This window comes from Streptomyces sp. F001 (assembly GCF_004187715.1).
Lineage (GTDB): Bacteria > Actinomycetota > Actinomycetes > Streptomycetales > Streptomycetaceae > Streptomyces > Streptomyces flavusporus.
On sequence record NZ_QZWF01000004.1, the window covers coordinates 198,559 to 223,485 of the forward strand.

20 protein-coding genes, 4 tRNA genes and 1 pseudogene are annotated in these 24,927 nt (G+C 68.4%); 6 read left to right on the forward strand and 19 right to left on the reverse strand.

Annotated features, from left to right (window positions below; all coding sequences use genetic code 11):
• Nucleotides 1–55: 55 nt before the first annotated feature.
• The 12 genes and pseudogenes from StrepF001_RS18100 to StrepF001_RS18160 all read right to left on the reverse strand — a co-directional run bounded on the left by StrepF001_RS18100 (nucleotide 56) and on the right by StrepF001_RS18160 (nucleotide 14,640).
• The gene (locus tag StrepF001_RS18100; RefSeq protein WP_129799289.1) at nucleotides 56–3,955 is read right to left on the reverse strand and encodes a DNA-directed RNA polymerase subunit beta'; all 3,900 of its coding nucleotides are present in this window, start codon (nucleotides 3,953–3,955) and stop codon (nucleotides 56–58) included.
• A 93-nt stretch (nucleotides 3,956–4,048) separates the two neighbouring features.
• A complete protein-coding gene (rpoB, locus tag StrepF001_RS18105; RefSeq protein WP_129799290.1) occupies nucleotides 4,049–7,534 on the reverse strand; it encodes a DNA-directed RNA polymerase subunit beta in 3,486 nt (1,161 codons plus the stop codon).
• A gap of 606 nt (nucleotides 7,535–8,140) precedes the next feature.
• A complete protein-coding gene (gene rplL / locus StrepF001_RS18115; protein WP_129799291.1) occupies nucleotides 8,141–8,530 on the reverse strand; it encodes a 50S ribosomal protein L7/L12 in 390 nt (129 codons plus the stop codon).
• Between the two features lie 114 nt (nucleotides 8,531–8,644).
• On the reverse strand, nucleotides 8,645–9,175 hold the full coding sequence (gene rplJ, locus StrepF001_RS18120; protein WP_129799292.1) for a 50S ribosomal protein L10: 531 nt from the start codon (nucleotides 9,173–9,175) through the stop codon (nucleotides 8,645–8,647).
• 311 nt (nucleotides 9,176–9,486) lie between these two features.
• Nucleotides 9,487–10,332 (reverse strand): DUF1396 domain-containing protein, encoded by an 846-nt coding sequence (locus StrepF001_RS18125; protein WP_129799293.1) that lies wholly within the window; start codon nucleotides 10,330–10,332, stop codon nucleotides 9,487–9,489.
• A 99-nt stretch (nucleotides 10,333–10,431) separates the two neighbouring features.
• Nucleotides 10,432–11,275, reverse strand: a pseudogene (locus tag StrepF001_RS18130) (hypothetical protein).
• Between the two features lie 144 nt (nucleotides 11,276–11,419).
• Nucleotides 11,420–12,145, reverse strand: a complete 726-nt coding sequence (rplA, locus tag StrepF001_RS18135) for a 50S ribosomal protein L1 (protein WP_129799294.1) — start codon at nucleotides 12,143–12,145, stop codon at nucleotides 11,420–11,422.
• A 78-nt stretch (nucleotides 12,146–12,223) separates the two neighbouring features.
• Nucleotides 12,224–12,658 carry a 50S ribosomal protein L11 gene (gene rplK / locus StrepF001_RS18140; protein ID WP_004927359.1) on the reverse strand — a complete coding sequence of 145 codons (435 nt, stop codon included), beginning with the start codon at nucleotides 12,656–12,658 and terminating at the stop codon, nucleotides 12,224–12,226.
• Nucleotides 12,659–12,766: 108 nt separating this feature from the next.
• A complete protein-coding gene (locus tag StrepF001_RS18145) occupies nucleotides 12,767–13,228 on the reverse strand; it encodes a hypothetical protein (protein ID WP_129799295.1) in 462 nt (153 codons plus the stop codon).
• Nucleotides 13,229–13,284: 56 nt separating this feature from the next.
• Entirely contained in the window at nucleotides 13,285–14,100 is an 816-nt protein-coding gene (nusG, locus tag StrepF001_RS18150; RefSeq protein WP_129799296.1) for a transcription termination/antitermination protein NusG, read from the reverse strand.
• 77 nt (nucleotides 14,101–14,177) lie between these two features.
• Complete coding sequence (gene secE, locus StrepF001_RS18155; RefSeq protein WP_129799297.1) at nucleotides 14,178–14,462, reverse strand: preprotein translocase subunit SecE; 285 nt, start codon at nucleotides 14,460–14,462, stop codon at nucleotides 14,178–14,180.
• Between the two features lie 105 nt (nucleotides 14,463–14,567).
• A tRNA-Trp gene (locus tag StrepF001_RS18160) sits at nucleotides 14,568–14,640 on the reverse strand.
• Nucleotides 14,641–15,012: 372 nt separating this feature from the next.
• On the opposite strand from StrepF001_RS18160, the gene StrepF001_RS18165 reads away from it, so the two are divergent.
• Nucleotides 15,013–16,239: a pyridoxal phosphate-dependent aminotransferase gene (locus StrepF001_RS18165; protein WP_129799298.1), complete on the forward strand. Its 1,227-nt coding sequence runs from the start codon at nucleotides 15,013–15,015 to the stop codon at nucleotides 16,237–16,239.
• 130 nt (nucleotides 16,240–16,369) lie between these two features.
• Nucleotides 16,370–17,401 carry an adenosine deaminase gene (locus StrepF001_RS18170; protein ID WP_129799299.1) on the forward strand — a complete coding sequence of 344 codons (1,032 nt, stop codon included), beginning with the start codon at nucleotides 16,370–16,372 and terminating at the stop codon, nucleotides 17,399–17,401.
• 84 nt (nucleotides 17,402–17,485) lie between these two features.
• On the opposite strand, the gene StrepF001_RS18175 is transcribed toward StrepF001_RS18170, so the two are convergent.
• The 6 genes from StrepF001_RS18175 to StrepF001_RS18200 form a co-directional block, all read right to left on the reverse strand.
• Complete coding sequence (locus StrepF001_RS18175) at nucleotides 17,486–18,541, reverse strand: UDP-N-acetylmuramate dehydrogenase (RefSeq protein ID WP_129799300.1); 1,056 nt, start codon at nucleotides 18,539–18,541, stop codon at nucleotides 17,486–17,488.
• 64 nt (nucleotides 18,542–18,605) lie between these two features.
• Nucleotides 18,606–19,034 carry a MaoC family dehydratase gene (locus StrepF001_RS18180; RefSeq protein WP_129799301.1) on the reverse strand — a complete coding sequence of 143 codons (429 nt, stop codon included), beginning with the start codon at nucleotides 19,032–19,034 and terminating at the stop codon, nucleotides 18,606–18,608.
• Between the two features lie 4 nt (nucleotides 19,035–19,038).
• On the reverse strand, nucleotides 19,039–19,491 hold the full coding sequence (locus tag StrepF001_RS18185; RefSeq protein WP_129799302.1) for a MaoC family dehydratase N-terminal domain-containing protein: 453 nt from the start codon (nucleotides 19,489–19,491) through the stop codon (nucleotides 19,039–19,041).
• Between the two features lie 237 nt (nucleotides 19,492–19,728).
• Nucleotides 19,729–19,893 carry a 50S ribosomal protein L33 gene (gene rpmG / locus StrepF001_RS18190; RefSeq protein WP_003948671.1) on the reverse strand — a complete coding sequence of 55 codons (165 nt, stop codon included), beginning with the start codon at nucleotides 19,891–19,893 and terminating at the stop codon, nucleotides 19,729–19,731.
• 89 nt (nucleotides 19,894–19,982) lie between these two features.
• Nucleotides 19,983–20,055: transfer RNA gene (locus StrepF001_RS18195), tRNA-Met, on the reverse strand.
• Between the two features lie 46 nt (nucleotides 20,056–20,101).
• Nucleotides 20,102–20,174, reverse strand: a tRNA-Thr gene (locus tag StrepF001_RS18200).
• Between the two features lie 285 nt (nucleotides 20,175–20,459).
• On the opposite strand from StrepF001_RS18200, the gene StrepF001_RS18205 reads away from it, so the two are divergent.
• Both StrepF001_RS18205 and StrepF001_RS18210 read left to right on the forward strand, forming a co-directional pair.
• The gene (locus StrepF001_RS18205; RefSeq protein WP_129799303.1) at nucleotides 20,460–21,728 is read left to right on the forward strand and encodes an amidohydrolase family protein; all 1,269 of its coding nucleotides are present in this window, start codon (nucleotides 20,460–20,462) and stop codon (nucleotides 21,726–21,728) included.
• A 200-nt stretch (nucleotides 21,729–21,928) separates the two neighbouring features.
• Complete coding sequence (locus tag StrepF001_RS18210; RefSeq protein WP_129799304.1) at nucleotides 21,929–22,585, forward strand: SDR family oxidoreductase; 657 nt, start codon at nucleotides 21,929–21,931, stop codon at nucleotides 22,583–22,585.
• Nucleotides 22,586–22,680: 95 nt separating this feature from the next.
• Here the strand turns inward: StrepF001_RS18210 and StrepF001_RS18215 are convergent.
• Nucleotides 22,681–22,762: transfer RNA gene (locus tag StrepF001_RS18215), tRNA-Tyr, on the reverse strand.
• 222 nt (nucleotides 22,763–22,984) lie between these two features.
• On the opposite strand from StrepF001_RS18215, the gene StrepF001_RS18220 reads away from it, so the two are divergent.
• Both StrepF001_RS18220 and StrepF001_RS18225 read left to right on the forward strand, forming a co-directional pair.
• Nucleotides 22,985–23,473: a YajQ family cyclic di-GMP-binding protein gene (locus StrepF001_RS18220; protein WP_129799305.1), complete on the forward strand. Its 489-nt coding sequence runs from the start codon at nucleotides 22,985–22,987 to the stop codon at nucleotides 23,471–23,473.
• Between the two features lie 154 nt (nucleotides 23,474–23,627).
• Nucleotides 23,628–24,872: an APC family permease gene (locus tag StrepF001_RS18225; RefSeq protein ID WP_129799306.1), complete on the forward strand. Its 1,245-nt coding sequence runs from the start codon at nucleotides 23,628–23,630 to the stop codon at nucleotides 24,870–24,872.
• The last annotated feature ends 55 nt before the right edge of the window (nucleotides 24,873–24,927 follow it).

A 24,927-nucleotide genomic window follows, 5' to 3' on the forward strand; every position in this document is an offset into this window, starting at 1 on the left:
GCGGCCTCCCGCGTAACGGGGAGACCGCCCTTCAGTGCGCCAAGCGGACGCTCGCTTACTGGTTGTACGGACCGTAGTCGTAGTCCTCCAGCGGCACGGCCTGGCCGGAGCCGGTGCCGAACGGCGAGTAGTCGATGTCGTCGTAGCCGACGGCCGAGTACATCGCGGCCTTGGCCTCCTCGGTCGGCTCGACCCGGATGTTGCGGTAGCGGGACAGGCCCGTACCGGCCGGGATGAGCTTACCGATGATGACGTTCTCCTTGAGGCCGATCAGGGAGTCGGACTTGGCGTTGATCGCCGCGTCCGTGAGGACCCTGGTCGTCTCCTGGAAGGACGCCGCCGACAGCCACGACTCGGTCGCCAGCGAGGCCTTGGTGATACCCATCAGCTGCGGACGACCGGAGGCCGGGTGACCGCCCTCCTGGACCACACGACGGTTCTCGGTCTCGAACTTCGAGCGCTCGACCAGCTCGCCGGGCAGCAGCTCGGCATCGCCGGACTCGATGATCGTCACACGGCGCAGCATCTGCCGGATGATGATCTCGATGTGCTTGTCGTGGATCGACACACCCTGCGAGTTGTACACCCGCTGGACCTCGCCGACCAGGTGGACCTGGACGGCACGCTGGCCCAGGATGCGCAGCACGTCGTGCGGGTTGGTGGCACCCACGGTGAGCTTCTGGCCCACCTCGACGTGCTCGCCCTCGCTGACCAGGAGTCGGGCACGCTTCGAGATCGGGTACGCCGTCTCGTCGCTGCCGTCGTCCGGGGTGACGACGATCTTCTTGGTCTTCTCGGTCTCCTCGATCCGCACGCGGCCGGTGGCCTCGGAGATCGGGGCGACACCCTTCGGGGTACGGGCCTCGAAGAGCTCGACGACACGGGGCAGGCCCTGGGTGATGTCGTCACCGGCCACACCACCGGTGTGGAAGGTACGCATCGTCAACTGGGTACCGGGCTCACCGATGGACTGGGCGGCGATGATGCCGACCGCCTCACCGATGTCGACCAGCTTGCCGGTGGCCAGCGAGCGGCCGTAGCACATGGCGCAGGTGCCGACGTGCGACTCGCAGGTCAGGATCGAACGGGTCTTGACCTCGGAGACACCGTGCCGGATCAGCTCGTCGATGAGCACGTCGCCCAGGTCGGTACCGGCCGGGGCCAGCACCTTGCCGTCCACCACGATGTCCTCGGCGAGGCAGCGCGCGTACACGGACGTCTCGACGTCCTCCGCCTTGATCAGCGAACCGTCGGCGCCGCGCTCGGCGATCGACAGACGCAGACCACGGTCGGTGCCGCAGTCCTCCTCGCGGATGATGACGTCCTGCGAGACGTCCACCAGACGACGGGTGAGGTAACCCGAGTCGGCGGTACGCAGGGCGGTGTCCGCCAGACCCTTACGGGCGCCGTGCGTGGAGATGAAGTACTCCAGCACGGACAGACCCTCACGGAACGACGCCTTGATCGGACGCGGAATCGTCTCGTTCTTCGCGTTCGACACCAGACCACGCATACCGGCAATCTGACGCATCTGCATCATGTTGCCTCGTGCACCCGAGCTCACCATCATGAAGATCGGGTTGGTCTTCGGGAAGTTCTCGTTCATCGCCTCGGCGACCTCGTTGGTCGCCTTGGTCCAGATCGCGATGAGTTCCTGCGTGCGCTCGTCCTTGGTGATCAGACCGCGCTCGTACTGCTTCTGGACCTTCTCGTCCTGCGCCTCGTAGCCCTTGACGATCTCCTTCTTCGCCTCGGGGACGACGACGTCGGAGATGGCGACGGTGACGCCGGAACGGGTGGCCCAGAAGAAGCCGGCCGCCTTCAGGTTGTCGAGCGTCGCCGCCACGATGACCTTCGGGTAGCGCTCGGCCAGGTCGTTGACGATCTGGGAGAGCTGCTTCTTGCCGACCTCGTAGTCGACGAACGGGTAGTCCTCGGGCAGCAGTTCGTTGAAGAGCGCACGGCCCAGCGTGGTCTTCAGCGTGAAGCTGTCACCCTGCTGCCACTCCGGCTCGCCCTCCTCGCGCACCGGCGGCTCCCAGCCACGCGGCGGGATGGTGCCCACCGGGAAGCGGATGTCGACCGGCGCCTGCAGCGACAGCTCGCCGGCGTCGAACGCCATGATCGCCTCGGCGACCGAGGAGAACGGACGGTCGGCGCCCTTGATGTCGCGGCCCTCGGAGTCCGTGGTGAGGAAGTACAGACCCAGCACCATGTCCTGGGTCGGCATCGTCACCGGACGGCCGTCGGCGGGCTTGAGGATGTTGTTCGAGGACAGCATCAGGATGCGGGCCTCGGCCTGCGCCTCCGCGGACAGCGGCAGGTGCACGGCCATCTGGTCACCGTCGAAGTCCGCGTTGAACGCGGTGCAGACGAGCGGGTGGATCTGGATGGCCTTGCCCTCGACCAGCTGCGGCTCGAAGGCCTGGATGCCGAGGCGGTGCAGCGTGGGCGCACGGTTCAGCAGAACCGGGTGCTCCGCGATGACCTCTTCCAGCACGTCGTACACGACCGTGCGGCCGCGCTCGACCATGCGCTTGGCGCTCTTGATGTTCTGCGCGTGGTTCAGGTCGACCAGGCGCTTCATCACGAACGGCTTGAAGAGCTCCAGCGCCATCGCCTTCGGCAGACCGCACTGGTGCAGCTTCAGCTGCGGACCGACGACGATCACGGAACGCGCGGAGTAGTCCACACGCTTACCGAGCAGGTTCTGACGGAAGCGACCCTGCTTACCCTTCAGCATGTCGCTGAGGGACTTCAGCGGGCGGTTGCCCGGACCGGTGACCGGACGGCCACGACGGCCGTTGTCGAACAGCGCGTCGACGGCCTCCTGGAGCATGCGCTTCTCGTTGTTCACGATGATCTCGGGCGCGCCGAGGTCGAGAAGCCGCTTCAGTCGGTTGTTCCGGTTGATCACACGGCGGTACAGGTCGTTCAGGTCGGAGGTCGCGAAGCGGCCACCGTCCAGCTGCACCATCGGGCGGAGGTCCGGCGGGATGACCGGGACGCAGTCCAGGACCATGCCCTTGGGGCTGTTGGAGGTCTGCAGGAACGCGGACACGACCTTCAGCCGCTTCAGGGCGCGGGTCTTCTTCTGGCCCTTGCCGGTGCGGATGATCTCGCGGAGGCGCTCGGCCTCCTCGTCCAGGTCGAAGGACTCCAGGCGCTTCTGCAGCGCCGCGGCACCCATCGAACCGTCGAAGTACGTGCCGAAGCGGTCACGCAGCTCGCGGTAGAGCAGCTCGTCGCCCTCGAGGTCCTGGACCTTGAGGTTCTTGAACCGGTTCCACACCTCGTCGAGGCGGTCGATCTCGCGCTGCGCACGGTCGCGCAGCTGCTTCATCTCACGCTCGGCGCCCTCGCGCACCTTGCGGCGCACATCGGCCTTGGCACCCTCGGCCTCCAGCTCGGCCAGGTCGGCCTCGAGCTTCTTGGCGCGGGTCTCCAGGTCGGCGTCGCGGCGCTGCTCGATCTGCTGGCGCTCGACGGAGACATGGGCCTCCAGCGAGGGCAGGTCGCGGGTGCGGCGCTCCTCGTCGACGTACGTGATCATGTACGCCGCGAAGTAGATGACCTTCTCCAGGTCCTTCGGGGCGAGGTCGAGCAGGTAGCCCAGCCGCGACGGAACGCCCTTGAAGTACCAGATGTGCGTGACGGGGGCGGCCAGCTCGATGTGGCCCATCCGCTCACGGCGCACCTTGGCGCGCGTGACCTCGACGCCACAGCGCTCACAGATGATGCCCTTGAAGCGCACGCGCTTGTACTTGCCGCAGTAGCACTCCCAGTCCCGGGTCGGACCGAAGATCTTCTCGCAGAAGAGTCCGTCCTTTTCCGGCTTGAGGGTGCGGTAGTTGATGGTCTCGGGCTTCTTGACCTCGCCGTGGCTCCACTGACGGATGTCGTCAGCGGTGGCCAGGCCGATCCGGAGCTCGTCGAAGAAGTTGACGTCGAGCACTATGCGTCAATCCCTCTCAGGGTCGTAAGTCATTGGGTCTGATACGGGGGTCCTGGGGCCGGCCGGGGCAATGCGCGCCCGGCCGGACTCCCGTCAGACCTCTTCGACGCTGCTCGGCTCACGCCGGGACAGGTCGATGCCGAGCTCCTCCGCAGCGCGGAAGACGTCCTCGTCGGTGTCTCGCATCTCGATGGACATACCGTCGCTGGACAGCACCTCCACGTTCAGGCAGAGAGACTGCATCTCCTTGATGAGCACCTTGAAGGACTCGGGGATGCCGGGCTCGGGGATGTTCTCGCCCTTGACGATGGCCTCGTAGACCTTCACGCGACCGGTCACGTCGTCGGACTTGATGGTCAGCAGCTCCTGGAGGGCGTAGGCGGCGCCGTACGCCTCGAGTGCCCACACCTCCATCTCGCCGAACCGCTGGCCACCGAACTGGGCCTTACCACCCAGCGGCTGCTGGGTGATCATCGAGTACGGACCGGTCGAACGGGCGTGCAGCTTGTCGTCGACCAGGTGGTGCAGCTTCAGGATGTACATGTAGCCGACCGAGATCGGGTCCGGGAACGGCTCACCGCTACGGCCGTCGAACAGCCGCGCCTTGCCGGACGGGAGCACCATGCGCTCGCCGTCACGGTTCGGGATGGTGTGCTGCAGCAGACCCGCGAGCTCGTCCTCACGCGCACCGTCGAAGACCGGGGTGGCGACGTTGGTGCCGGGCTCGACGCTGTCGGCGCCGATGACCTGCAGGCGCTGGGCCCACTCGTCGGCGAGGCCGGAGACGTCCCAGCCGCGGCTGGCGAGCCAGCCGAGGTGGATCTCCAGGACCTGTCCCGGGTTCATTCGGGACGGGACACCCAGCGGGTTGAGGATGATGTCGACCGGGGTGCCGTCCTCCAGGAACGGCATGTCCTCGATCGGCAGGATCTTCGAGATGACGCCCTTGTTGCCGTGGCGGCCGGCGAGCTTGTCACCGTCGGTGATCTTGCGCTTCTGCGCGACGTACACGCGCACCAGCTGGTTCACACCGGGGGGAAGCTCGTCGCCCTCCTCGCGGTCGAAGACACGCACGCCGATGACCTTGCCGGTCTCGCCGTGCGGCACCTTCAGCGAGGTGTCACGGACCTCACGGGCCTTCTCACCGAAGATCGCGCGCAGCAGGCGCTCCTCGGGCGTCAGCTCGGTCTCACCCTTCGGGGTCACCTTGCCGACGAGGATGTCACCGGCGATGACCTCGGCACCGATGCGGATGATGCCGCGCTCGTCGAGGTCGGCGAGGACCTCCTCGGAGACGTTCGGGATGTCCCGGGTGATCTCCTCCGGGCCGAGCTTGGTGTCACGGGCGTCGACCTCGTGCTCCTCGATGTGGATCGAGGAGAGGACGTCGTCCTGCACGAGGCGCTGCGACAGGATGATCGCGTCCTCGTAGTTGTGACCCTCCCACGGCATGAACGCGACCAGCAGGTTCTTGCCGAGGGCCATCTCGCCGTTCTGGGTGGCCGGACCGTCGGCGAGGACCTGGCCCTCGATGACTCGGTCGCCCTCGTTGACGATGACCTTCTGGTTGACCGAGGTGCCCTGGTTGGAGCGGGCGAACTTGGCCAGGCGGTACGTGATGTACGTGCCGTCGTCGTTGGCGGTGGTGATGTAGTCCGCGGAGACCTCCTGGACCACACCGGCCTTCTCGGCCTTGACGACGTCGCCGGCGTCGACCGCGGAGCGGTACTCCATGCCGGTGCCGACGAGCGGGGACTCGGACTTAATCAGGGGCACGGCCTGACGCATCATGTTCGCGCCCATGAGGGCACGGTTGGCGTCGTCGTGCTCGAGGAACGGGATCATGGCGGTCGCGACCGACACCATCTGGCGCGGCGAGACGTCCATGTAGTCCACGTCCTCGGGAGCGACGTAGTCGACCTCGCCGCCACGGCGGCGGACCAGCACGCGGGCCTCGGCGAACCGGAGCTCGTCGGTGAGCGGCGCGTTGGCCTGGGCGATGACGAAGCGGTCCTCCTCGTCGGCGGTCAGGTAGTTCACCTCGTCGGTGACCTGGCCGTCGACGACCTTGCGGTACGGGGTCTCGACGAAACCGAACGCGTTGACCCGGCCGTAGGTGGCGAGCGAGCCGATCAGACCGATGTTCGGGCCTTCAGGGGTCTCGATCGGGCACATGCGGCCGTAGTGCGAGGGGTGCACGTCACGGACCTCGAAGCCGGCCCGCTCACGGGACAGACCACCCGGGCCGAGCGCGGACAGACGACGCTTGTGCGTCAGTCCGGACAGCGGGTTGTTCTGGTCCATGAACTGCGACAGCTGGCTGGTGCCGAAGAACTCCTTGATGGAGGCGACGACCGGCCGGATGTTGATCAGGGTCTGCGGCGTGATCGCCTCGACGTCCTGCGTGGTCATGCGCTCCCGCACGACGCGCTCCATACGCGCCAGACCCGTACGGACCTGGTTCTGGATGAGCTCGCCGACGTTACGCAGACGACGGTTGCCGAAGTGGTCGATGTCGTCGGTCTCGACGACGATCGTCGAGCCGCTGGCGCCGACCGTCTCGGTCTCACCGGCGTGCAGCTGCACCAGGTACTTGATCGTCGCGATGATGTCCTCGACGGTCAGGACGCCCGCGTCCAGCGGAGCGTCCGCACCCAGCTTCTTGTTGACCTTGTAGCGGCCGACCTTGGCGAGGTCGTAGCGCTTGGGGTTGAAGTAGAGGTTCTCGAGCAGCGTCTGCGCGGCCTCACGCGTGGGGGGCTCGCCCGGGCGCAGCTTGCGGTAGATGTCGAGCAGCGCGTCGTCCTGGCCCTGGGTGTGGTCCTTCTCCAGGGTGGCGCGCATGGACTCGTACTCGCCGAACTCCTCGAGGATCTGCTCGGTCGTCCAGCCGAGCGCCTTGAGCAGGACGGTGACGGACTGCTTGCGCTTACGGTCGATGCGCACACCGACCATGTCGCGCTTGTCGATCTCCATCTCCAGCCAGGCACCCCGGGACGGGATGATCTTGGCGGAGAAGATGTCCTTGTCGGACGTCTTGTCGATGCTGGAGTCGAAGTAGACACCGGGCGAACGGACCAGCTGCGACACCACGACACGCTCGGTGCCGTTGATGACGAAGGTGCCCTTGTTCGTCATGAGCGGGAAGTCGCCCATGAAGACCGTCTGGGACTTGATCTCGCCGGTCTCGTTGTTGGTGAACTCGGCGGTGACGAAGAGCGGAGCCGCGTAGGTGAAGTCACGCTCCTTGCACTCGTCGATCGAGTTCTTCGGCGGCTCGAAGCGGTGGTCGCGGAAGGTCAGCGACATCGACCCGCTGAAGTCCTCGATCGGGGAGATCTCCTCGAAGATCTCCTCGAGCCCGGACTTGGTGGGGACGTCCTGACCGGACTCCAGAGCCTCCTCGACCCGACTCTGCCAGGCGGTGTTCCCGAGCAGCCAGTCAAAGCTCTCGGTCTGCAGCGCGAGCAGGTTGGGAACCTCGAGAGGCTCCTTGATCTTTGCAAAGGAAATGCGCAGCGGGGCGGTGCTGGCGCCGTTGTTCGTATTCGCGGTCGAGGCAGTGCGCGAGGCGGCCAAGAGGGGGTCCTTCCGAGGGCTCGGACTCACTACGCGCGTACCGGCCCCTCACCGATACACAGAGACAGGTTCCCTTGATTGACCAAATGGCCAGGTCAGGGACGGTCCGGTCGTCGGTGCTCAAGCGAGGGCATGCCCCTGGTGACGGGCAGGGGACAGCTAACAGGCAGCGCAAAGGGTCAGTGTAGCCACTCGGCACACTGATGTCCAGCGCGGGTTTTCGGAACCCTCGTTGCCCTCGTTGTTCTCAACCCCTGCGACAAGGCGACACCCTCAACGCACGTTGATACTGCCCTCTTCGTCGTCGATCCATGCCTCGGATTCGGATCCTTGTGACGACGCGTCCTGAGAATTGCGCGCTGCGTGCAGTTCGTCAAGGCCCCCCTGGCTCAAACCGGGTGCTGCGCTCGTCACGTGCGCGCTCGGAGGCAGGACGAAGATCACCTTACCCCTCCCGTCCGGGCGTGCAAGGTAGCCGCCACCCAAGCCCCCTGAACGCCGAAGAGCGACCACCCGGATGGATGATCGCTCTTCGGTGCGTTCGCGTTACAGCCCTACTGGGCCGCACTCGGCGCGCTGAGAGGTGCGGAGGTACTCCGAAAGGTCTTACTTGACCTCGACGGAGGCGCCGGCGCCCTCGAGGGACTCCTTGGCCTTGTCGGCGGCGTCCTTGGCAACCTTCTCCAGGACGGGCTTCGGGGCGCCGTCCACCAGGTCCTTGGCCTCCTTCAGGCCGAGGGAGGTCAGCTCGCGCACGACCTTGATGACCTGGATCTTCTTGTCACCGGCGCCGGTGAGGATGACGTCGAACTCGTCCTTCTCCTCCGGGGCCTCGGCGCCGGCGGCGGCACCGGCACCACCGGCGACGACGACCGGGGCGGCCGCGGCGGCGGTGACGTCGAACTTCTCCTCGAACGCCTTCACGAACTCGGAGAGCTCGATGAGGGTCATCTCCTCGAACTGCGCGAGCAGGTCTTCCTGGCTGAGCTTCGCCATGATGGCGGTCCTTCCACTAATTCGGCAGGTGCCGGATGTACATGTGAGGCGGGCGTACGTCTGGCCCGCGACGGCCTCCGCGTTCAGGCAGCGGTGGCCGGGATGCGAGCCGAGTTACTCGGCACCGCCCTGCTCGTCCTGCTTGGCGCGCAGCGCGTCCACGGTGCGGACGAGCTTCGACGGCAGCGCCTGGAAGACGGAGGCAGCCTGGGACTGCTTCGCCTTGAAGGCACCGGCCAGCTTGGAGAGCAGAACCTCGCGGGACTCGAGGTCCGCAAGCTTCTTGATGTCGTCGGCGGACAGCGCCTTGCCTTCAAGGACACCGCCCTTGATGACGAGATTCGGGTTGTCCTTGGCGAAGTCACGAAGACCCTTCGCCGACTCCACCGGGTCGCCGGTGATGAAGGCGACAGCCGTCGGACCAGCGAACTGGTCGTCCAGCGTCGTGATCCCGGCCTCGTTGGCCGCAATCTTGGTCAGCGTGTTCTTCACCACGGCGTACTGGGCGTTCTCACCGAGCGAACGGCGCAGCTGCTTGAGCTGAGCCACGGTGAGACCGCGGTACTCGGTCAGCACGGCGGCGTTGGAGCTGCGGAACTTGTCCGTCAGCTCGGCAACCGCGGCAGCCTTGTCGGGCCTCGCCATAGAGCCTCGGCCTCCTTCCGGGTGATTCGGACCGCGCGGACCCGAAGGAGGACTGGGGAAAACGAAACGCCCCGGCGCAGGCGCACGGGGCGTAGCTCGACCAGACGGATTCCGTACGGGCGGAACCGGTCCGGGAGCACTTCCACTGTCACCTACGCGGGTCGTCCGCAGTTCAGCGGATCCTTCGGCCACCGCGCCCTCGTACGAGCACGCGGCAACGACCAGCGGTCTTTGGCTTCTGCAGAAGAGTACGGGACCGGATCGCTGTCAAGCAAATCCGGTCGTACGACGGTGCTCGGCTCCGGGGCTGGTCAGCTCTCCCCGAGTTCCTTCATCATCTCGGCGAGGTCGAGCGTCTCCTTGGCGGGCGGGGCCTGGACGGTCACCGGCTCGTTGTAGTCGAGGAACGTCACCGTCATGTCGAGCCTGCCCTTGTCGGCGTCGCCCTGCATACGGAACTGCTTGGTGTGGTCGTCGCCGTCGACCCACATGTCCATGGTCAGCTCGTCGACGCCCATGTCCTCGTACTGCTCGAGGCTCTTCTCGCGCAGCTCGCGGGTCTTCTTGTCCTCGTCCTTGAGGCTGTCCCGCATCTCGTCGAGGGTGATCGTGCCCTTGTAGTGGGTGGTCTCCACGCCGTCGACCGTCTCGGTGCCGACCTCCTCGACGTCGTCGGAGCCGGTGAGGAAGGCGGACTCGGCAGCCGGGTTCCTGTCGGCCTGGTCGAGGCCGCTCGCCCCGGCGCCGAAGCCCTGCTCGGCGCCGCCCAGCTCAGAGGCGTCGATCTTCATCCAGCTCTTGCCGTCCATCTCCTCGGCCATCGACTCGCCGCCGAGGTACAGCGCCTTGCCGACCAGCCGCATCTCCACCGGGCCGGTCATCTCCGGATCGTCGGGCATGGTGATCTTCATGCTCATGGCCTGCGGCTTCATGCTCATCGCCGCCTCGGCCTCGACCCGGCCGTCGCCGGGGACCTCGCCCTTCATCCGGTAGCGGAGGGAGGTGATGTCCTCCGTCTTCTCCGCCGCCCTGGCGACAGCCGCGGCGGGCGTCATGGCCGGCGCCTGCTCGGTACCGCAGCCGACCGCACCGCCGAGGACCAGTGCCGCGAGCCCGGCTCCCGCCACCCCGCCCCGCGTACGTACAGAAAGACCCATCGATTCCCCCCAAGGAACACATGGCCGATTCACAACAGGGCTGGAGCCTATCCCAGGGGCCTCGGAGGGTTCCCCGAATTCCCTGGGCCACAGGAGGGCTCACCCGGGCTTCAACAGGTCCTTGACGTCCTGGGTGTCGGCGGCCGGGGGTTCCTCGGCGATGGCCGCGGCGCCGTAGTCGCTGTAGTAGGCGGTCTGGGTGAGCTCGCCGCTCGTCGTGCGGCCCTTCTCGACCTTCTTGACCAGCAGGTCCCGGTCGTTGACCCATATGTCGACGGTCTGCGTGGTGACACCGGCGTCGCCGACGTCGACCGTGCCGGAGTAGTGCGTGGTGCGCTCGCCACGTATCCGTTCCTCGCCGACCCTGCGCACGTCGTCCGATTCCAGCAGGAGCCGTACCGATTCGTCGGGGGTGCTCTGCCGCAGCTGCTTCTCGAGGTACGCGCCGGAGCTGCCGGCCAGCTGCTCCAGGTCGTCGTACGCGTACTTCAGCCAGTGCCTGCCGCCCGCCTGCGCGGCGAACTCGTCACCCATGCGGGCGTAGTAGGCGTCGGGCAGATAGCGGGCCTCCATCGACGTGCTGCCGAGGCGGCGCATCGTGTCGGCCATCGTGCCGCCGGTGTAGGTGATCGTCAGGGTGCCGGTGAGGTCGTCGCCCCAGCCGAGGACACCGTCGGCGGTCATGGACATCATCGTGCCCATGGTCGTGGTGGACTCGACGCGGGCGGAGCCGACCCGGTCGGTGGACCGCTCGGCGGAGCGCAGCTCGGCCGTCGGGCGGGCCTGGGCGGCGCCGGTCGCGCTGTCGCGGGTCGGGCTGTCGTCCGGGCGGGCGGCCGGAGGGGTCCGTGGAGGTGCAGGCAGCCAAGCCGGTCAGCGCGGTCGCCGCTGCGATCGCGAGAGCCACGCGGCGCACGCCGGTGCGCAGGCTGGTGCTCGTCATTCGTCCCCCCTGTGCGAGATGCGAGTCCCGTGCAAGAACGCTAACCCAGGGCACTGACAGTCGTACCCGGCAGCGGAAAGGGAACGGGCCCCGCACCTCGGAAGGTACGGGGCCCGTGACCGGTTGGGGTGAGCCTGAGGGGGCTCAGACCGCAGCCGGGTCCTCCTCGACGAGAAGGTTGCGGGTGCGGTTCGGGTCGACCGGGATGCCGGGGCCCATCGTGGTGGTGATGGCGGCCTTCTTGATGTAGCGACCCTTGGCGGCGGACGGCTTCAGACGGAGGATCTCCTCCAGCGCGGCGCCGTAGTTCTCCACCAGCTTGGTGTCGTCGAACGACGCCTTGCCGATGATGAAGTGCAGGTTCGAGTGCTTGTCGACGCGGAACTCGATCTTGCCGCCCTTGATCTCGGTGACGGCCTTGGCCACGTCGGGGGTGACGGTGCCGGTCTTCGGGTTCGGCATCAGACCACGCGGGCCGAGGACGCGGCCGAGGCGGCCGACCTTGCCCATGAGGTCCGGGGTGGCGACGACGGCGTCGAAGTCCAGACGGCCCTTCGACACCTCGTCGATCAGCTCGTCGGCGCCGACGATGTCGGCGCCCGCGGCACGAGCGGCCTCGGCACGGTCACCGGTCGCGAAGACCAGGACCCGGGCGGTCTTACCGGTGCCGTGCGGGAGGTTCACGGTGCCACGGACCATCTGGTCGGCCTTGCGCGGGTCGACACCCAGACGGAAGGCGACCTCGACGGTGCCGTCGAACTTGGTCGTGGAGGTCTCCTTGGCGAGACGGACGGCCTCGAGCGGGGCGTACAGCTTTTCCCGGTCGACCTTGGCGTCCGCAGCGCGGAGAGACTTGCTGCGCTTGCTCACTACTGCTCCTGGGGGTTCTTAGGAGTCGTGGTCCGGGCCGAGCAGGCCCTGCCACTTCTGCTTCGGGGAGGTTGGGGCTCAGCCCTCGACCGTGACGCCCATGGAACGGGCGGTGCCGGCGATGATCTTCTCGGCGGCGTCCAGGTCGTTGGCGTTGAGGTCGGGCATCTTGGTGGTGGCGATCTCGCGGACCTGGTCGCGGGTGATCTTCGCGACCTTGGTCTTGTGCGGCTCGCCGGAGCCCTTCTCCACACCCGCGGCCTTGAGGATCATCTTGGCGGCCGGCGGGGTCTTGGTCACGAAGGTGAAGGAACGGTCCTCGTAGACCGTGATCTCCACCGGGATGACCCAGCCACGCTGCGACTCGGTCGCGGCGTTGTAGGCCTTGCAGAACTCCATGATGTTGACGCCGTGCTGACCCAGCGCGGGGCCGACCGGCGGAGCCGGGTTGGCGGCACCGGCCTGGATCTGGAGCTTGATGAGCCCCGTGACCTTCTTCTTCTTGGGAGGCATGCTCTCTCCGGGTCCTTAGTGAGAGTTTTTCAGCCGTCCGGTCCGGATCATCCGGATGGAGGCATACCGCACAACGATAACGGGTCGGTGTGCAGGTTCTGAAATCGATCAGGTCACACGGGGTTCGGCGGCCCTCGCGCGACGCAGTTTGACCGTCCAGGCGACGGCGCCGGACAGCGAGGTCAACGCCAGGAGGCCGGTGAAGCCGGCCTGGTAGCGAGTCCCGCGGACACTCACCTGGCGGGCGAGCGCGACACGCTGCGGATCGTCGGCACGGTAGACGATGTCCACGCGCTCGCCGTCGAGCCAGCGCTTGGCACTCGTACCGACCGGCAGCGAGGCCACGACCCGCTCCCCGCCCGCCTGGAACTCCACCCCGCAGTTGCCCAGCCTGCACGAGCCCGAACCGGTGCGAAGCGTGCCGACGCCCTGCGTCCCGTTCGCCGCCAGGTCGGCGACCAGTCGGCTCATGGGAAGCATCACGAACACGGTCACCGCACCGAAGACCAGCGCGAACAGCAGACACACAACCCGGAACGCACGGGCCTGGGTGGGGGTGGTAGGCCGCATGGGTTCCGGGTTGCCCGCCGGCCATTCCGCGCCGGGCGGTATGGCCGGCACAGAGGTCAGTTCTTCTGGATCTGGTCGAAGGAGAGCTCGACCGGGGTCTCCCGGCCGAAGATCTCCACCAGGCCCTTGACCTTCTTGGAGTCGGCGTTGATCTCGTTGATCGTGGCCTGGAGCGTGGCGAACGGGCCGTCGGTGACGGTGACCGAGTCGCCGACCTCGAAGTCCAGCACCTGGACCTCGACCTTGCGCTGCGGCGCCGGCTTGCCCTCGGCCTCGGCGGCCTCGCGGGCGGCCTTCTCCTCCGCCTCCGGGGCGAGCATCTTGACGATCTCGTCCAGGGTCAGCGGGTACGGGTCGTAGGCGTTGCCGACGAAGCCGGTGACGCCCGGCGTGTTGCGGACGACGCCCCAGGACTCGTTCGTCAGGTCCATGCGCACCAGGACGTACCCGGGGAGCTTGTTCTGGCGGATGGTCTTGCGGTCGCCGTTCTTGATCTGGACGACCTCTTCCTGCGGCACCTCGGCCTGGAAGATGTAGTCCTCGACGTTCAGCGAGACGGCGCGCTGCTCCAGGTTGGTCTTCACGCGGTTCTCGTAGCCGGCGTAGGTGTGGATGACGTACCACTCGCCGGGCAGGGTGCGCAGTTCCTCGCGGAGCTTCTCCACGGGGTCGAGCTCGGACTCGGGCTCCCCCTCGCCCTCCTCGGAGGGCTCCTCCTCGACGTGCACGGCGGCTTCCTCCGCGGGCTCGTCCGCGGCGGCCTCGGCAACCTCAGCCTCATCCAGGTCCTCGTCCGCACCCTCGACGATGTCGAGCTCGTCTTCCACGGACTCGACCGGCTCGATGGCGTCGTTCACGTTCGGGTCAGACACGGTGGCTGCTTCTTCCTGGATACATGGGGGTGGAACGCGCGAAAGGGGCGCCGGTGACGGCGCCCTTCGCTCTTGGCTCAGCCGAAGACGTACTTGGCGGCGTGGTCGAGCCCATAGTCAATCACGGTCACCAGGCCGATCATGATGACGACGAAGATGATCACGACGGTCGTGTACGTCGTCAGCTGGTTGCGCGAGGGCCAGACGACCTTGCGAAGCTCCGCGACGATCTGCCGGTAGAAGAGGGCAAGGCGCTTCAGCGGGCCCTTCTTGGCGCGCTTGCCGCCCTTGCGGGTCTTCTTGGACTCCGGCGCCTCGTCCTGAGCATCAGGCGTGTCGAGGGAGCCCACGGCGTCCGTCATTCGTCCTCACCTGATCCCGGGTCGTGGCCGTGCCGCGCCCGGTCTGAGCCGCACGGCGGTGCATTGCTGTACGTACCTGCGCACACATCCTGGCGGTGTGTGTAGCAGGGCCGGAGGGACTTGAACCCCCAACCGCTGGTTTTGGAGACCAGTGCTCTACCAATTGAGCTACGACCCTTTGTCTGCCCACCAACGTACCGCATATGACCGGGTGCTCGGTGTGCACCTGGTGTGTGCGGGCTGCTGTGGGCCAACGAGGTGAGAGTGTACGTGGTCCTGAGCCGGTCGTCGAACAGAAAGTGCCCGTAGGGGGCTTGGCGGATGGAAGACGGGTGGCAGAAGGGTGGTGGACGGCCGGAAGATCTCCGGCGGGGTCGGCCGGAGATCGCTGGTGGATCCTCCAAGGTCAGGCGCCCCGGCCCGGCCCGGTTCCAGAAGATCGCCCAGGCCATCCCACCTGTCCGCACTGTTGTTCACGTGTTGACCTCCTGTCGTTCAGTCCGTGAAACCCGTGTGCCGGGCCCGTTTCCGGTCTGGAACGATGAGGTCCATGAGCGCTGCAACCCCTCCCACCGAGCGCCGGGTCTCCGCCCGCATCGGCGCGATCTCCGAGTCCGCCACCCTCGCCGTGGACGCCAAGGCCAAGGCCCTGAAGGCCGCCGGGCGTCCGGTGATCGGCTTCGGCGCCGGCGAGCCCGACTTCCCCACCCCGGACTACATCGTCGAGGCCGCGATCGAGGCCTGCAAGAACCCCAAGTACCACCGCTACACACCGGCCGGCGGCCTGCCCGAGCTGAAGGCCGCGATCGCCGTGAAGACGCTGCGCGACTCGGACTACGAGGTCGACGCCTCGCAGATCCTCGTCACCAACGGCGGCAAGCAGGCCATCTACGAGGCGTTCGCCGCGATCCTCGACCCGGGTGACGAGGTCATCGTCCCGGCGCCGTACTGGACGACGTACCCGGAGTCGATCCGGCTGGCCGGCGGTGTCCCGGTCGAGGTCGTCGCCGACGAGACGACCGGCTACCGCGTCAGCGTGGAGCAGCTGGAGGCGGCCCGCACCGAGAAGACCAAGGTCGTGCTGTTCGTCTCCCCGTCGAACCCGACGGGCGCCGTGTACAGCGAGGCCGAGACCGAGGCGATCGGCCGCTGGGCCGTCGAGCACGGGCTGTGGGTGCTGACCGACGAGATCTACGAGCACCTGGTCTACGGCGACGCGACCTCGGCGTCGCTGCCGGCGGTCCTGCCGGAGCTGCGCGACAAGTGCATCGTGGTCAACGGCGTCGCGAAGACGTACGCGATGACGGGCTGGCGCGTGGGCTGGATCATCGGCCCGAAGGACGTGGTCAAGGCCGCGACGAACCTCCAGTCGCACGCCACGTCGAACGTCTCGAACGTGGCGCAGGTGGCCGCGCTGGCCGCCGTCTCCGGCGATCTGGACGCCGTGGCGAAGATGCGCGAGGCCTTCGACCGGCGCCGCAGGACCATCGTGCGGATGCTGAACGAGATCGACGGCGTGGTGTGCCCGGAGCCCGAGGGCGCCTTCTACGCCTACCCGTCGGTGAAGGCGCTGCTCGGCAAGGAGATCCGCGGCAAGCGTCCGCAGGACACGGTCGAGCTGGCCGCGCTGATCCTGGAGGAGGCCGAGGTCGCGGTGGTGCCGGGCGAGGCCTTCGGCACGCCGGGCTATCTGCGACTGTCGTACGCCCTGGGTGACGAGGACCTCGTCGAGGGCGTGAGCCGGATCCAGAAGCTGCTGGCAGAGGCGCGCGACTGACGTTTCCGGGCTTCACGCGTGTGTGGCGGGCCGTTTCCCTGTGGGGAGGCGGCCCGTTTCTTCGTGCGAGCAAGACCACTCGAGGGGAAAGCGCTACCGGGACGGCAGGGCCGTACGGCAGGATCCTGGGATGGAACGTGTACGTGATGTCTCCGCCCTCCCGAAGGCCCATCTGCACCTGCACTTCACCGGGTCGATGCGATCCGCCACTCTGCTGGAACTCGCCGACAAGCACGGGGTGCGACTGCCCGACGTGCTGACCGAGGCCCTGGTCAGCGGGGAGCCACCGAAGCTGCGGGCGACGGACGAGCGGGGCTGGTTCCGCTTCCAGCGGTTGTACGACGCGGCCCGCTCGTGCCTCAGGGAGCCGGAGGACATCCAGCGGCTGGTGCGGGAGGCGGCTCAGGAGGATCTGAAGGACGGCTCGGGTTGGCTGGAGATCCAGGTGGATCCGACGTCGTACGCCCCCCGTCTGGGTGGTCTTATCCCCGCGCTGGAGATCATCCTGGACGCGGTGGACACGGCGGTGCGGGAGACCGGGCTCGGCATGCGGGTCCTGGTGGCCGCGAACCGTATGAAGCACCCGCTGGACGCCCGCACGCTGGCCCGGCTGGCGGTCCGCTATGCCGACCGGGGCGTGGTCGGCTTCGGCCTCTCGAACGACGAACGGCGGGGCATGGCACGCGACTTCGACCGGGCCTTCGCCATCGCCCGGGACGGCGGTCTGCTCTCGGCTCCGCACGGTGGCGAACTGACGGGCCCGGCCTCGGTTCGCGACTGCCTGGACGACCTGCACGCCAACCGGGTGGGTCACGGCGTGCGGGCGGCCGAGGATCCACGGCTCCTGAAGCGTCTGGCCGACCGGGGCGTCACCTGTGAGGTGTGTCCGGCGTCGAACGTGGCGCTCGGCGTGTACGACAAGCCGGAGGACGTCCCGCTGCGCACCCTTTTCGAGGCGGGCGTGCCCATGGCGCTGGGCGCCGACGATCCCCTGCTCTTCGGCTCCCGTCTGGCGGCGCAGTACGAGCTCGCCCGGGAGCATCACGGCTTCACCGACGCGGAGCTGGCGGAACTGGCACGCCAGTCGGTACGGGCTTCGGCGGCACCGGAGGACGTGCAGGCGAAGCTGCTGGCGGGCGTGGACGACTGGCTGACCGCCTGAGCTTGTTCCGCAGGCGCCGGCGGGCCGGCGCTCAGCCCGCGATCCCGTACTGAACCGGCCTGGACGAAACGCCTCCAGAGGCCTCTAGAGGCTGACGCCGACCGTCACCGGTTCGTTGACCAGCGTGATTCCGAACGCCTCATGGACTCCGGCGACGACCTCGCGGGCCAGCGCCAGCAGATCCTCCGTGGTCGCGTCGCCGCGGTTGGTGAGGGCGAGGGTGTGCTTGGTGGAGATACGGGCCGGGCCCGTGCCGTAGCCCTTGGTGAAGCCCGCCTTGTCGATCAGCCAGGCCGCGGAGGTCTTGGTGTGCCCCTCCCCCGCCGGGTAAGCGGGCGGCTCGACGCCGTCGCCGAGCCGCTCCCGGACGCGCGCGTGGAACGCGGCGAACCCCGCGTCGGTCAGGATCGGGTTGGTGAAGAAGGAGCCGGCCGACCAGGTGTCGTGGTCCTCGGGGTCCAGGACCATGCCCTTTCCGGCGCGCAGCTTCAGCACGGCCTCGCGGGCGTCGCCGAGCGGGACGCGGTCACCGGGCTCGACACCCAGGGCGCGTGCGGTCTCGGCGTACTTCAGCGGCGCCGACAGCCCGCCCGCGTCCTCCAGTTCGAAGCGGACGCGCAGGACGACGTACCGCTCGGGGTCGGCCTTGAAGCGGCTGTGCCGGTAGGAGAAGGCGCACTCGGCGTTGGCCAGGGCGACCGTCTCGCCCGCCTGGCGGTCGTAGGCGATGACCTCGGTGATCGTCGAGGAGACCTCCTGGCCGTACGCCCCGACGTTCTGGATCGGCGTCGCGCCTGCCGAGCCGGGGATGCCGGCCAGGCACTCGATGCCCGCGAGTCCGGCCTCGACCGTGCGGGTGACGGCGTCGGTCCACACCTCGCCGGCGGCGAGCTCCAGCCGCGTGCCGGTGAGTTCGAAGCCGCGCGTGGCGATGCGCAGGGCGGTGCCGTCGAACCCCTTGTCCGAGATGACCAGGTTCGAACCGCCGCCGATGAGCAGCAGCGGCGTACCGGCGGAGTCGGCCTCGCGGACGGCGTCGATCACTTCGGCGTCCGTCGTCGCGGTGACCAGCCGGGTCGCGGGGCCGCCCAGCCGGAGGGTGGTCAGCGGGGCGAGAGGGGCGTCGTGGAGTTCCTGCACGCGCTCAAGACTACGAGACGGCACTGACAGCCCGGCGCCCCTGCCTCTCGCCTCGCCGCCCCGCTCAGGCCAGCCGTACGACCGCCCGCGACATCCCGAGCACCTTCTGCCCGTCACTGGTGGCCGTCAGGTCCACCCGTACGGTGCTGCCGTCGAGCTTGGCCGCGACCTTGCCGGAGACCTCGATCACGGCCCCCTTGTCGTCGTTCGGGACGACGACGGGCTTGGTGAAGCGGACACCGTACTCGACGACCGCTCCCGGATCACCGGTCCAGTCGGTGACCACGCGGATCGCCTCGGCCATGGTGAACATGCCGTGCGCGATGACGTCCGGCAGTCCGACCTCCTTGGCGAACTTCTCGTTCCAGTGGATCGGGTTGAAGTCCCCGGAGGCCCCCGCGTACTGGACGAGGGTGGCGCGCGTCACGGGGAAGCTCTGCGCGGGCAGTTCGGTGCCGACCTCAACGTCGGCGTACGCGATCTTGGCGGTCATCTGCTCACGCCTCCTCGGCCGCGCGGGCCACCAGCTTGGTCCAGGCGGTGACGACGTGCTCGCCGGCCTCGTCGTGCACCTCGCCGCGGATCTCCAGGACGTCGTTCCCCGCGAGGGACTTGATCGACTCGATGGTCGAGGTGACCGTCAGCCGGTCACCGGCCTGCACCGGACGGCTGTAGGCGAACTTCTGGTCGCCGTGCACGACCCGGCTGTAGTCCAGGCCGAGCTGCGGGTCGGCGACGACCTGGCCCGCGGCCTTGAAGCTGATCGCGAACACAAAGGTCGGCGGGGCGATCACATCGGGGTAACCGAGGGCCTTGGCGGCCTCCGGGTCCGTGTAGGCCGGGTTGGCGTCACCCACCGCCTCCGCGAACTCACGGATCTTCTCCCGGCCCACCTCATAGGGGTCGGTGGGCGGGTAGGTCCGCCCCACGAAGGACTGGTCGAGCGCCATGGCTCGGCACCTCCTGGTGTCTGCTGTGGTTGACCGGTGGACGACGGCCTTCTTACGGCGTCCGCTTGCGGGCACCGTGCCCGGTCAACCGTATAAAAGGGGGCTGTGCCCGATTGCGCTCGACGCCACGCTGGCCGAAAGGGTGACCGAAAAGCCGCGAGGCCACCCCCTCGAACTGCGGGGTGGCCTCGTGACAGAGATCTGAAAGATCTGAATCTTCGAGATGTACGAGCCTGGTCAGCGCGTCTCGCGGTGCGCCGTGTGCGCGTTGCAGCGCGGGCAGTGCTTCTTCATCTCGAGACGGTCCGGGTTGTTACGCCGGTTCTTCTTGGTGATGTAGTTCCGCTCCTTGCACTCCACGCAGGCCAGCGTGATCTTCGGGCGGACGTCGGTGGCAGCCACGTGAGTGCTCCTTGACGAACGGGTAGGTTAGTTCAACGCAAGAAAGAGTAGCCGATCGAAGGACCGACCCCGCAATCGGCTACTGTCAGTAGCGGTGACCGGACTTGAACCGGTGACACAGCGATTATGAGCCGCTTGCTCTACCGACTGAGCTACACCGCTGTGATGTGATCAGGCCCCGTCTTGCGACGGGAACCCCTCACACCAGAGCCCCAAAACGGAATCGAACCGTTGACCTTCTCCTTACCATGGAGACGCTCTGCCGACTGAGCTATTGGGGCGAGCGATGAAGACATTACACGCTCGGCCGCCGTTCACCCAAATCCGTTTCCCGGCCCCAGCCCCGCCCCGAAAACGGATCTCTCAGCAACCCCGTGAGCCCTCTCCCGCGCTGCTCAGGTTCGGCGGGCCACACCGGTACGACTTTTACGCTCCTCCCCGCCGGGGACCGACCGCCGTCCTAGGCTCGACTCACTCTGCGTGATCTTGGCCGCATACGCACCCCGTGCCGCACATCACGAACCCCGACCCCCCGAGCCCCCGAGCCCCCGAGCCCCTGGAACGCGATGCCCGACAGCCAACCGCAGCCGCCCGACCCCTCGTCGTCCCCGTCGGACTCCCCGGGGCAGCACGCCGCGGCCTCCCTGCTGCTGTGCGGGGCGCGGCTCACCGACGGCCGGACCGTGGACGTCCGGGTGGGCGGCGGGCGGATCGAGGCGGTCGGTACGGCCGGCAGCCTGGGCAGTACCCGCGGCCGCTGTGCGCGCGTGGACCTCGGCGGGTATCTCCTTCTGCCGGCCCCGGCCGAACCCCACGCTCACGCGGACACCGCGCTGTCCGCCGACGGCAGTCCGGTCTCGTACGAACCCGAGGACATCCAGCGCCGGGCCACGGAGGCCGCCCTGCTGCAACTCGGGCACGGGGCGACCGCACTGCGGGCCCATGTGCGCGTGGGCGACGTTCAGGGGCTCGGCGCGCTGACCGCCGTCCTTCAGGCACGTCGCTCACTGCGCGGGCTCGCCGCGCTGGCGGCGGTCGCGGTGCCGCGGGTGCTGACCGGGGTGGCCGGGGCCGACGGGCTCGCCGTGATGCAGGACGCGATGAAGATGGGGGCCTCTGTGGTGGGGGGTTGTCCTGATCTCGATCCCGATCCGACGGGCTACGTCGAGACGGTCCTGGAGCTCGCCTCCGAACACGGCTGCCCTGTGGACCTGCACACCGACGCCACCGACCCGGCGCGCCTCGCCCGCCTCGCCGCGATGGCCGGCGGGCTGCGCCCGGGCGTGACGATCGGCCCGTGCGGCGGCCTCGGCCGGCTGTCCGCCGACGTGGCCGCGCGCACCGCCGACCAGTTGGCGGCGGCCGGAGTGACCGTCGTGTGCCTGCCGCAGGGCGGCTGCGGCAGCGTCGACCGACGCGACACGGCGCCCGTACGACTGCTGCGCGCCGCCGGCGTTCGTGTCGCCGCCGGCAGCGGCGCCCTGCGGGACGTGTCCAACCCGGTGGGCAGAGGCGACCCACTGGAGGCCGCCTACCTGCTGGCCTCCCGCTACGGGCTGCGCCCCGAGGACGCCTACGACGCGGTGAGCGCCTCGGCCCGAGCCGTCCTGGGCCTGCCCGAGGTGCGCGTGGAGGCGGGCTTTCCGGCCGAACTGCTGGCGGTGCGAGGGGATCAGCTCGCGGGTGCGCTGTCGCTGGCGTACAGCCGGATCGTGGTGCACCGGGGGCGCGTGGTGGCGCGGACGAGCTCCGTACGGGAGTACTGCAACTGGGAGGCCGGGGCGGCTGCGGCGGAGCTGGGGTTGCCTCGGCAGGGGCGGAAGGAGTTGTCGTGAGGGGTGAGGGGGCAGGGCGAGGTGTGAGCGGGGCGGGCGCGGGGCGCGTCGGTGGTGCAGGAGCGCGTTCGGGGGCGCATATACACGGGGGCGTATGCGCCCTGGCGCACGCGCCCGCGCATGCGCTTCCGGAGGGCGCGCCGTGGGGTGGAGCTCGGGTCGTGGGGCGCATGCGGCCGTCCGGGCGTACGGTCGGAAACATGCGCATTGTCATCGCTGGCGGTCATGGTCAGATCGCGTTGCGGCTGGAGCGGCTGCTCACCGCGCGCGGTTACGAGGTGGCGGGCATCATCCGCCGCTCGGAACAGGGCGACGATCTGCGGGAGGCGGGTGCCGAACCCGTCCTGCTGGACCTGGAGTCGGCCACGGTCGAGGAGGTCGCGGCGCACCTTCAGGGCGCGGACGCAGCCGTGTTCGCGGCCGGCGCCGGCCCGGGGAGCGGGGCGGCACGCAAGGACACCGTGGACAAGGGTGCGGCGATCCTGTTCGCGGACGCCGCGGTCCGGGCGGGCGTACGGCGCTTCCTGGTCGTGTCGTCCATCGGCGCGGACGCGAAGCACGAGGGCAACGAGGTCTTCGACGTCTACCTGCGCGCCAAGGGCGAGGCGGACAAGTACATCCGCGGTCTGGACGCCCTGGACTCGACGATCCTGCGCCCCGGTTCGCTGACGGACGACGCCGGCACCGGCCTCGTACGCCTGGAGGCCCACACGGGCCGCGGTGCGGTCCCACGTGACGACGTGGCCGCGGTACTGGCCGAACTGCTGGAGACCCCGGCGACGGCCGGCCTGACCCTGGAACTGGTCAGCGGGTCCGCTCCGGTGTCGGTGTCGGTGAAGTCGGTGGCCGGCAACTGAGGATCCGGAGCAGAAGACGAACTGGGACCCTGCTGCAACGAGAAAACCCCCTCCGCACCGCGTTTCCGCAGGTGGGGAGAGGGTCTTCCTCAGTGTGGCGGCGCCAGGATTCGAACCTGGGAAGGCTGAGCCGGCAGATTTACAGTCTGCTCCCTTTGGCCGCTCGGGCACACCGCCGGGTTTGCCGCCATTCGAACCCGCTTTCGGCGGAGCTCGCTGGCAACGACGTAAACAATACCCGATAGGCAGGGGTGCTTCGCACCCGACTATTCGGCGCTCGCGGGACGATGGGGTGGCTAGGCTTGTCCGGATGCGGCCCGGGGCCGAGCCGGGCTCGGCTGTCGCCCTGCGTATGCCGCCCCGCACCGATACGCACCCGGATACAAGGAGCCACAGCACATGGCCGACTCCAGTTTCGACATCGTCTCGAAGGTCGAGCGGCAGGAGGTCGACAACGCCCTCAACCAGGCCGCCAAGGAGATCTCGCAGCGCTACGACTTCAAGGGCGTGGGTGCCTCGATCTCGTGGTCCGGCGACAAGATCCTGATGGAGGCGAACTCCGAGGACCGCGTGAAGGCCGTCCTCGACGTCTTCCAGTCCAAGCTGATCAAGCGCGGTATCTCGCTGAAGGCTCTGGACGCGGGCGAGCCCCAGCTCTCCGGCAAGGAGTACAAGATCTTCGCGTCGATCCAGGAGGGCATCTCCCAGGAGAACGCGAAGAAGGTGGCGAAGATCATCCGCGACGAGGGCCCCAAGGGCGTCAAGGCCCAGGTACAGGGTGAAGAGCTGCGGGTCAGCTCCAAGAGCCGGGACGACCTGCAGGCTGTGATCGCCCTTCTGAAGGGACAGGACTTCGACTTCGCGTTGCAGTTCGTGAACTACCGCTAGCCGGTCGCCGTCCGGCCGCGCGTGCGCGCAGCGCGCAGGGGTGGGCATCTGATGCCCACCCCTGCGCGCTGCGCGCACGCGTGTTCCTGATCTGTTGTCGGCCAGGACGGGCTGTGTGCACGGGGCGGTTGCACTGGTCAGTAGGGTGCGGCACATGACACAGCCTGGTTCGGAACTGCGGCGCACCCTCGGCGTGGGCGACGCCGTGATCATCGGCTTGGGCTCCATGGTCGGGGCCGGGATCTTCGCTGCTCTGGGACCCGCAGCCGAAGCGGCTGGTTCCGGACTGCTGGTCGGGCTCGCCGTCGCCGCGGTGGTCGCGTACTGCAACGCCATGTCGTCCGCGCGGCTGGCGGCTCGGTACCCGGCCTCGGGTGGAACGTATGTGTACGGTCGCGAGCGGCTCGGGGAGTTCTGGGGGTATCTCGCGGGCTGGTCGTTCGTGGTCGGGAAGACGGCGTCCTGCGCGGCGATGGCGCTCACTGTGGGCACGTACGTCTGGCCGGAGCAGGCGCACGCGGTGGCGGTCGCGGCCGTGGTGGCGCTGACCGCGGTGAACTACGGCGGTGTCCAGAAGTCGGCCTGGCTGACGCGGTCGATCGTGGCCGTGGTCCTGGCTGTCCTCGCTTTCGTGGTGGTGGTGTGTCTGGGCTCCGAGGCGTCGGACACGGGACGCCTCGACATCGGCGTCTCGGGTGGCGCGGGGGGCGTGCTGCAGGCGGCTGGTCTGCTCTTCTTCGCGTTCGCCGGGTACGCGCGTATCGCGACCCTCGGTGAGGAGGTACGGGATCCCGCGCGCACGATTCCCCGCGCGATTCCGCTGGCCCTCGGTATCGCGCTGGCGGTCTACACCTGCGTGGCGGTGGCCGTCCTTTCCGTGCTCGGGTCGGAGGGTCTGGGGCAGGCGGGCGCGCCGCTGGCCGACGCGGTGCGGTCAGCCGGCGTGCCGGGGTTGGTGCCTGTGGTGCGGGTGGGTGCCGCGGTGGCCGCGCTGGGCTCGCTGCTCGCCCTGATCCTCGGCGTCTCCCGGACCACGCTGGCCATGGCGAGGGACCGGCATCTGCCGGGCGCGCTGTCCGCCGTGCATCCGCGTTTCCAGGTGCCGCACCGGGCGGAGTTGGCCGTGGGCGTGGTGGTTGCCGCCCTGGCCGCCACGGTGGATGTGCGGGGCGCCATCGGTTTCTCCTCCTTCGGTGTGCTGGCCTACTACGCGGTGGCCAATGCCTCGGCCTGGACGCTCGACACGGCTCCCGCGAGGCGCGTGGTGCCTGTGGTGGGGTTGCTCGGCTGTGTCGTGCTGGCGTTCTCACTGCCGGGGACCTCGGTGGTGGCCGGCGCGGGTGTGCTGGCGGTGGGTGCGGTCGCGTATGGCGTACGGCGCCGGATGGCTGCGTGGTAGGGGCGCCTCGGCGTCGGATCGCCCTCCCTGTCAGGACGAACTGCGAGATCGTCCC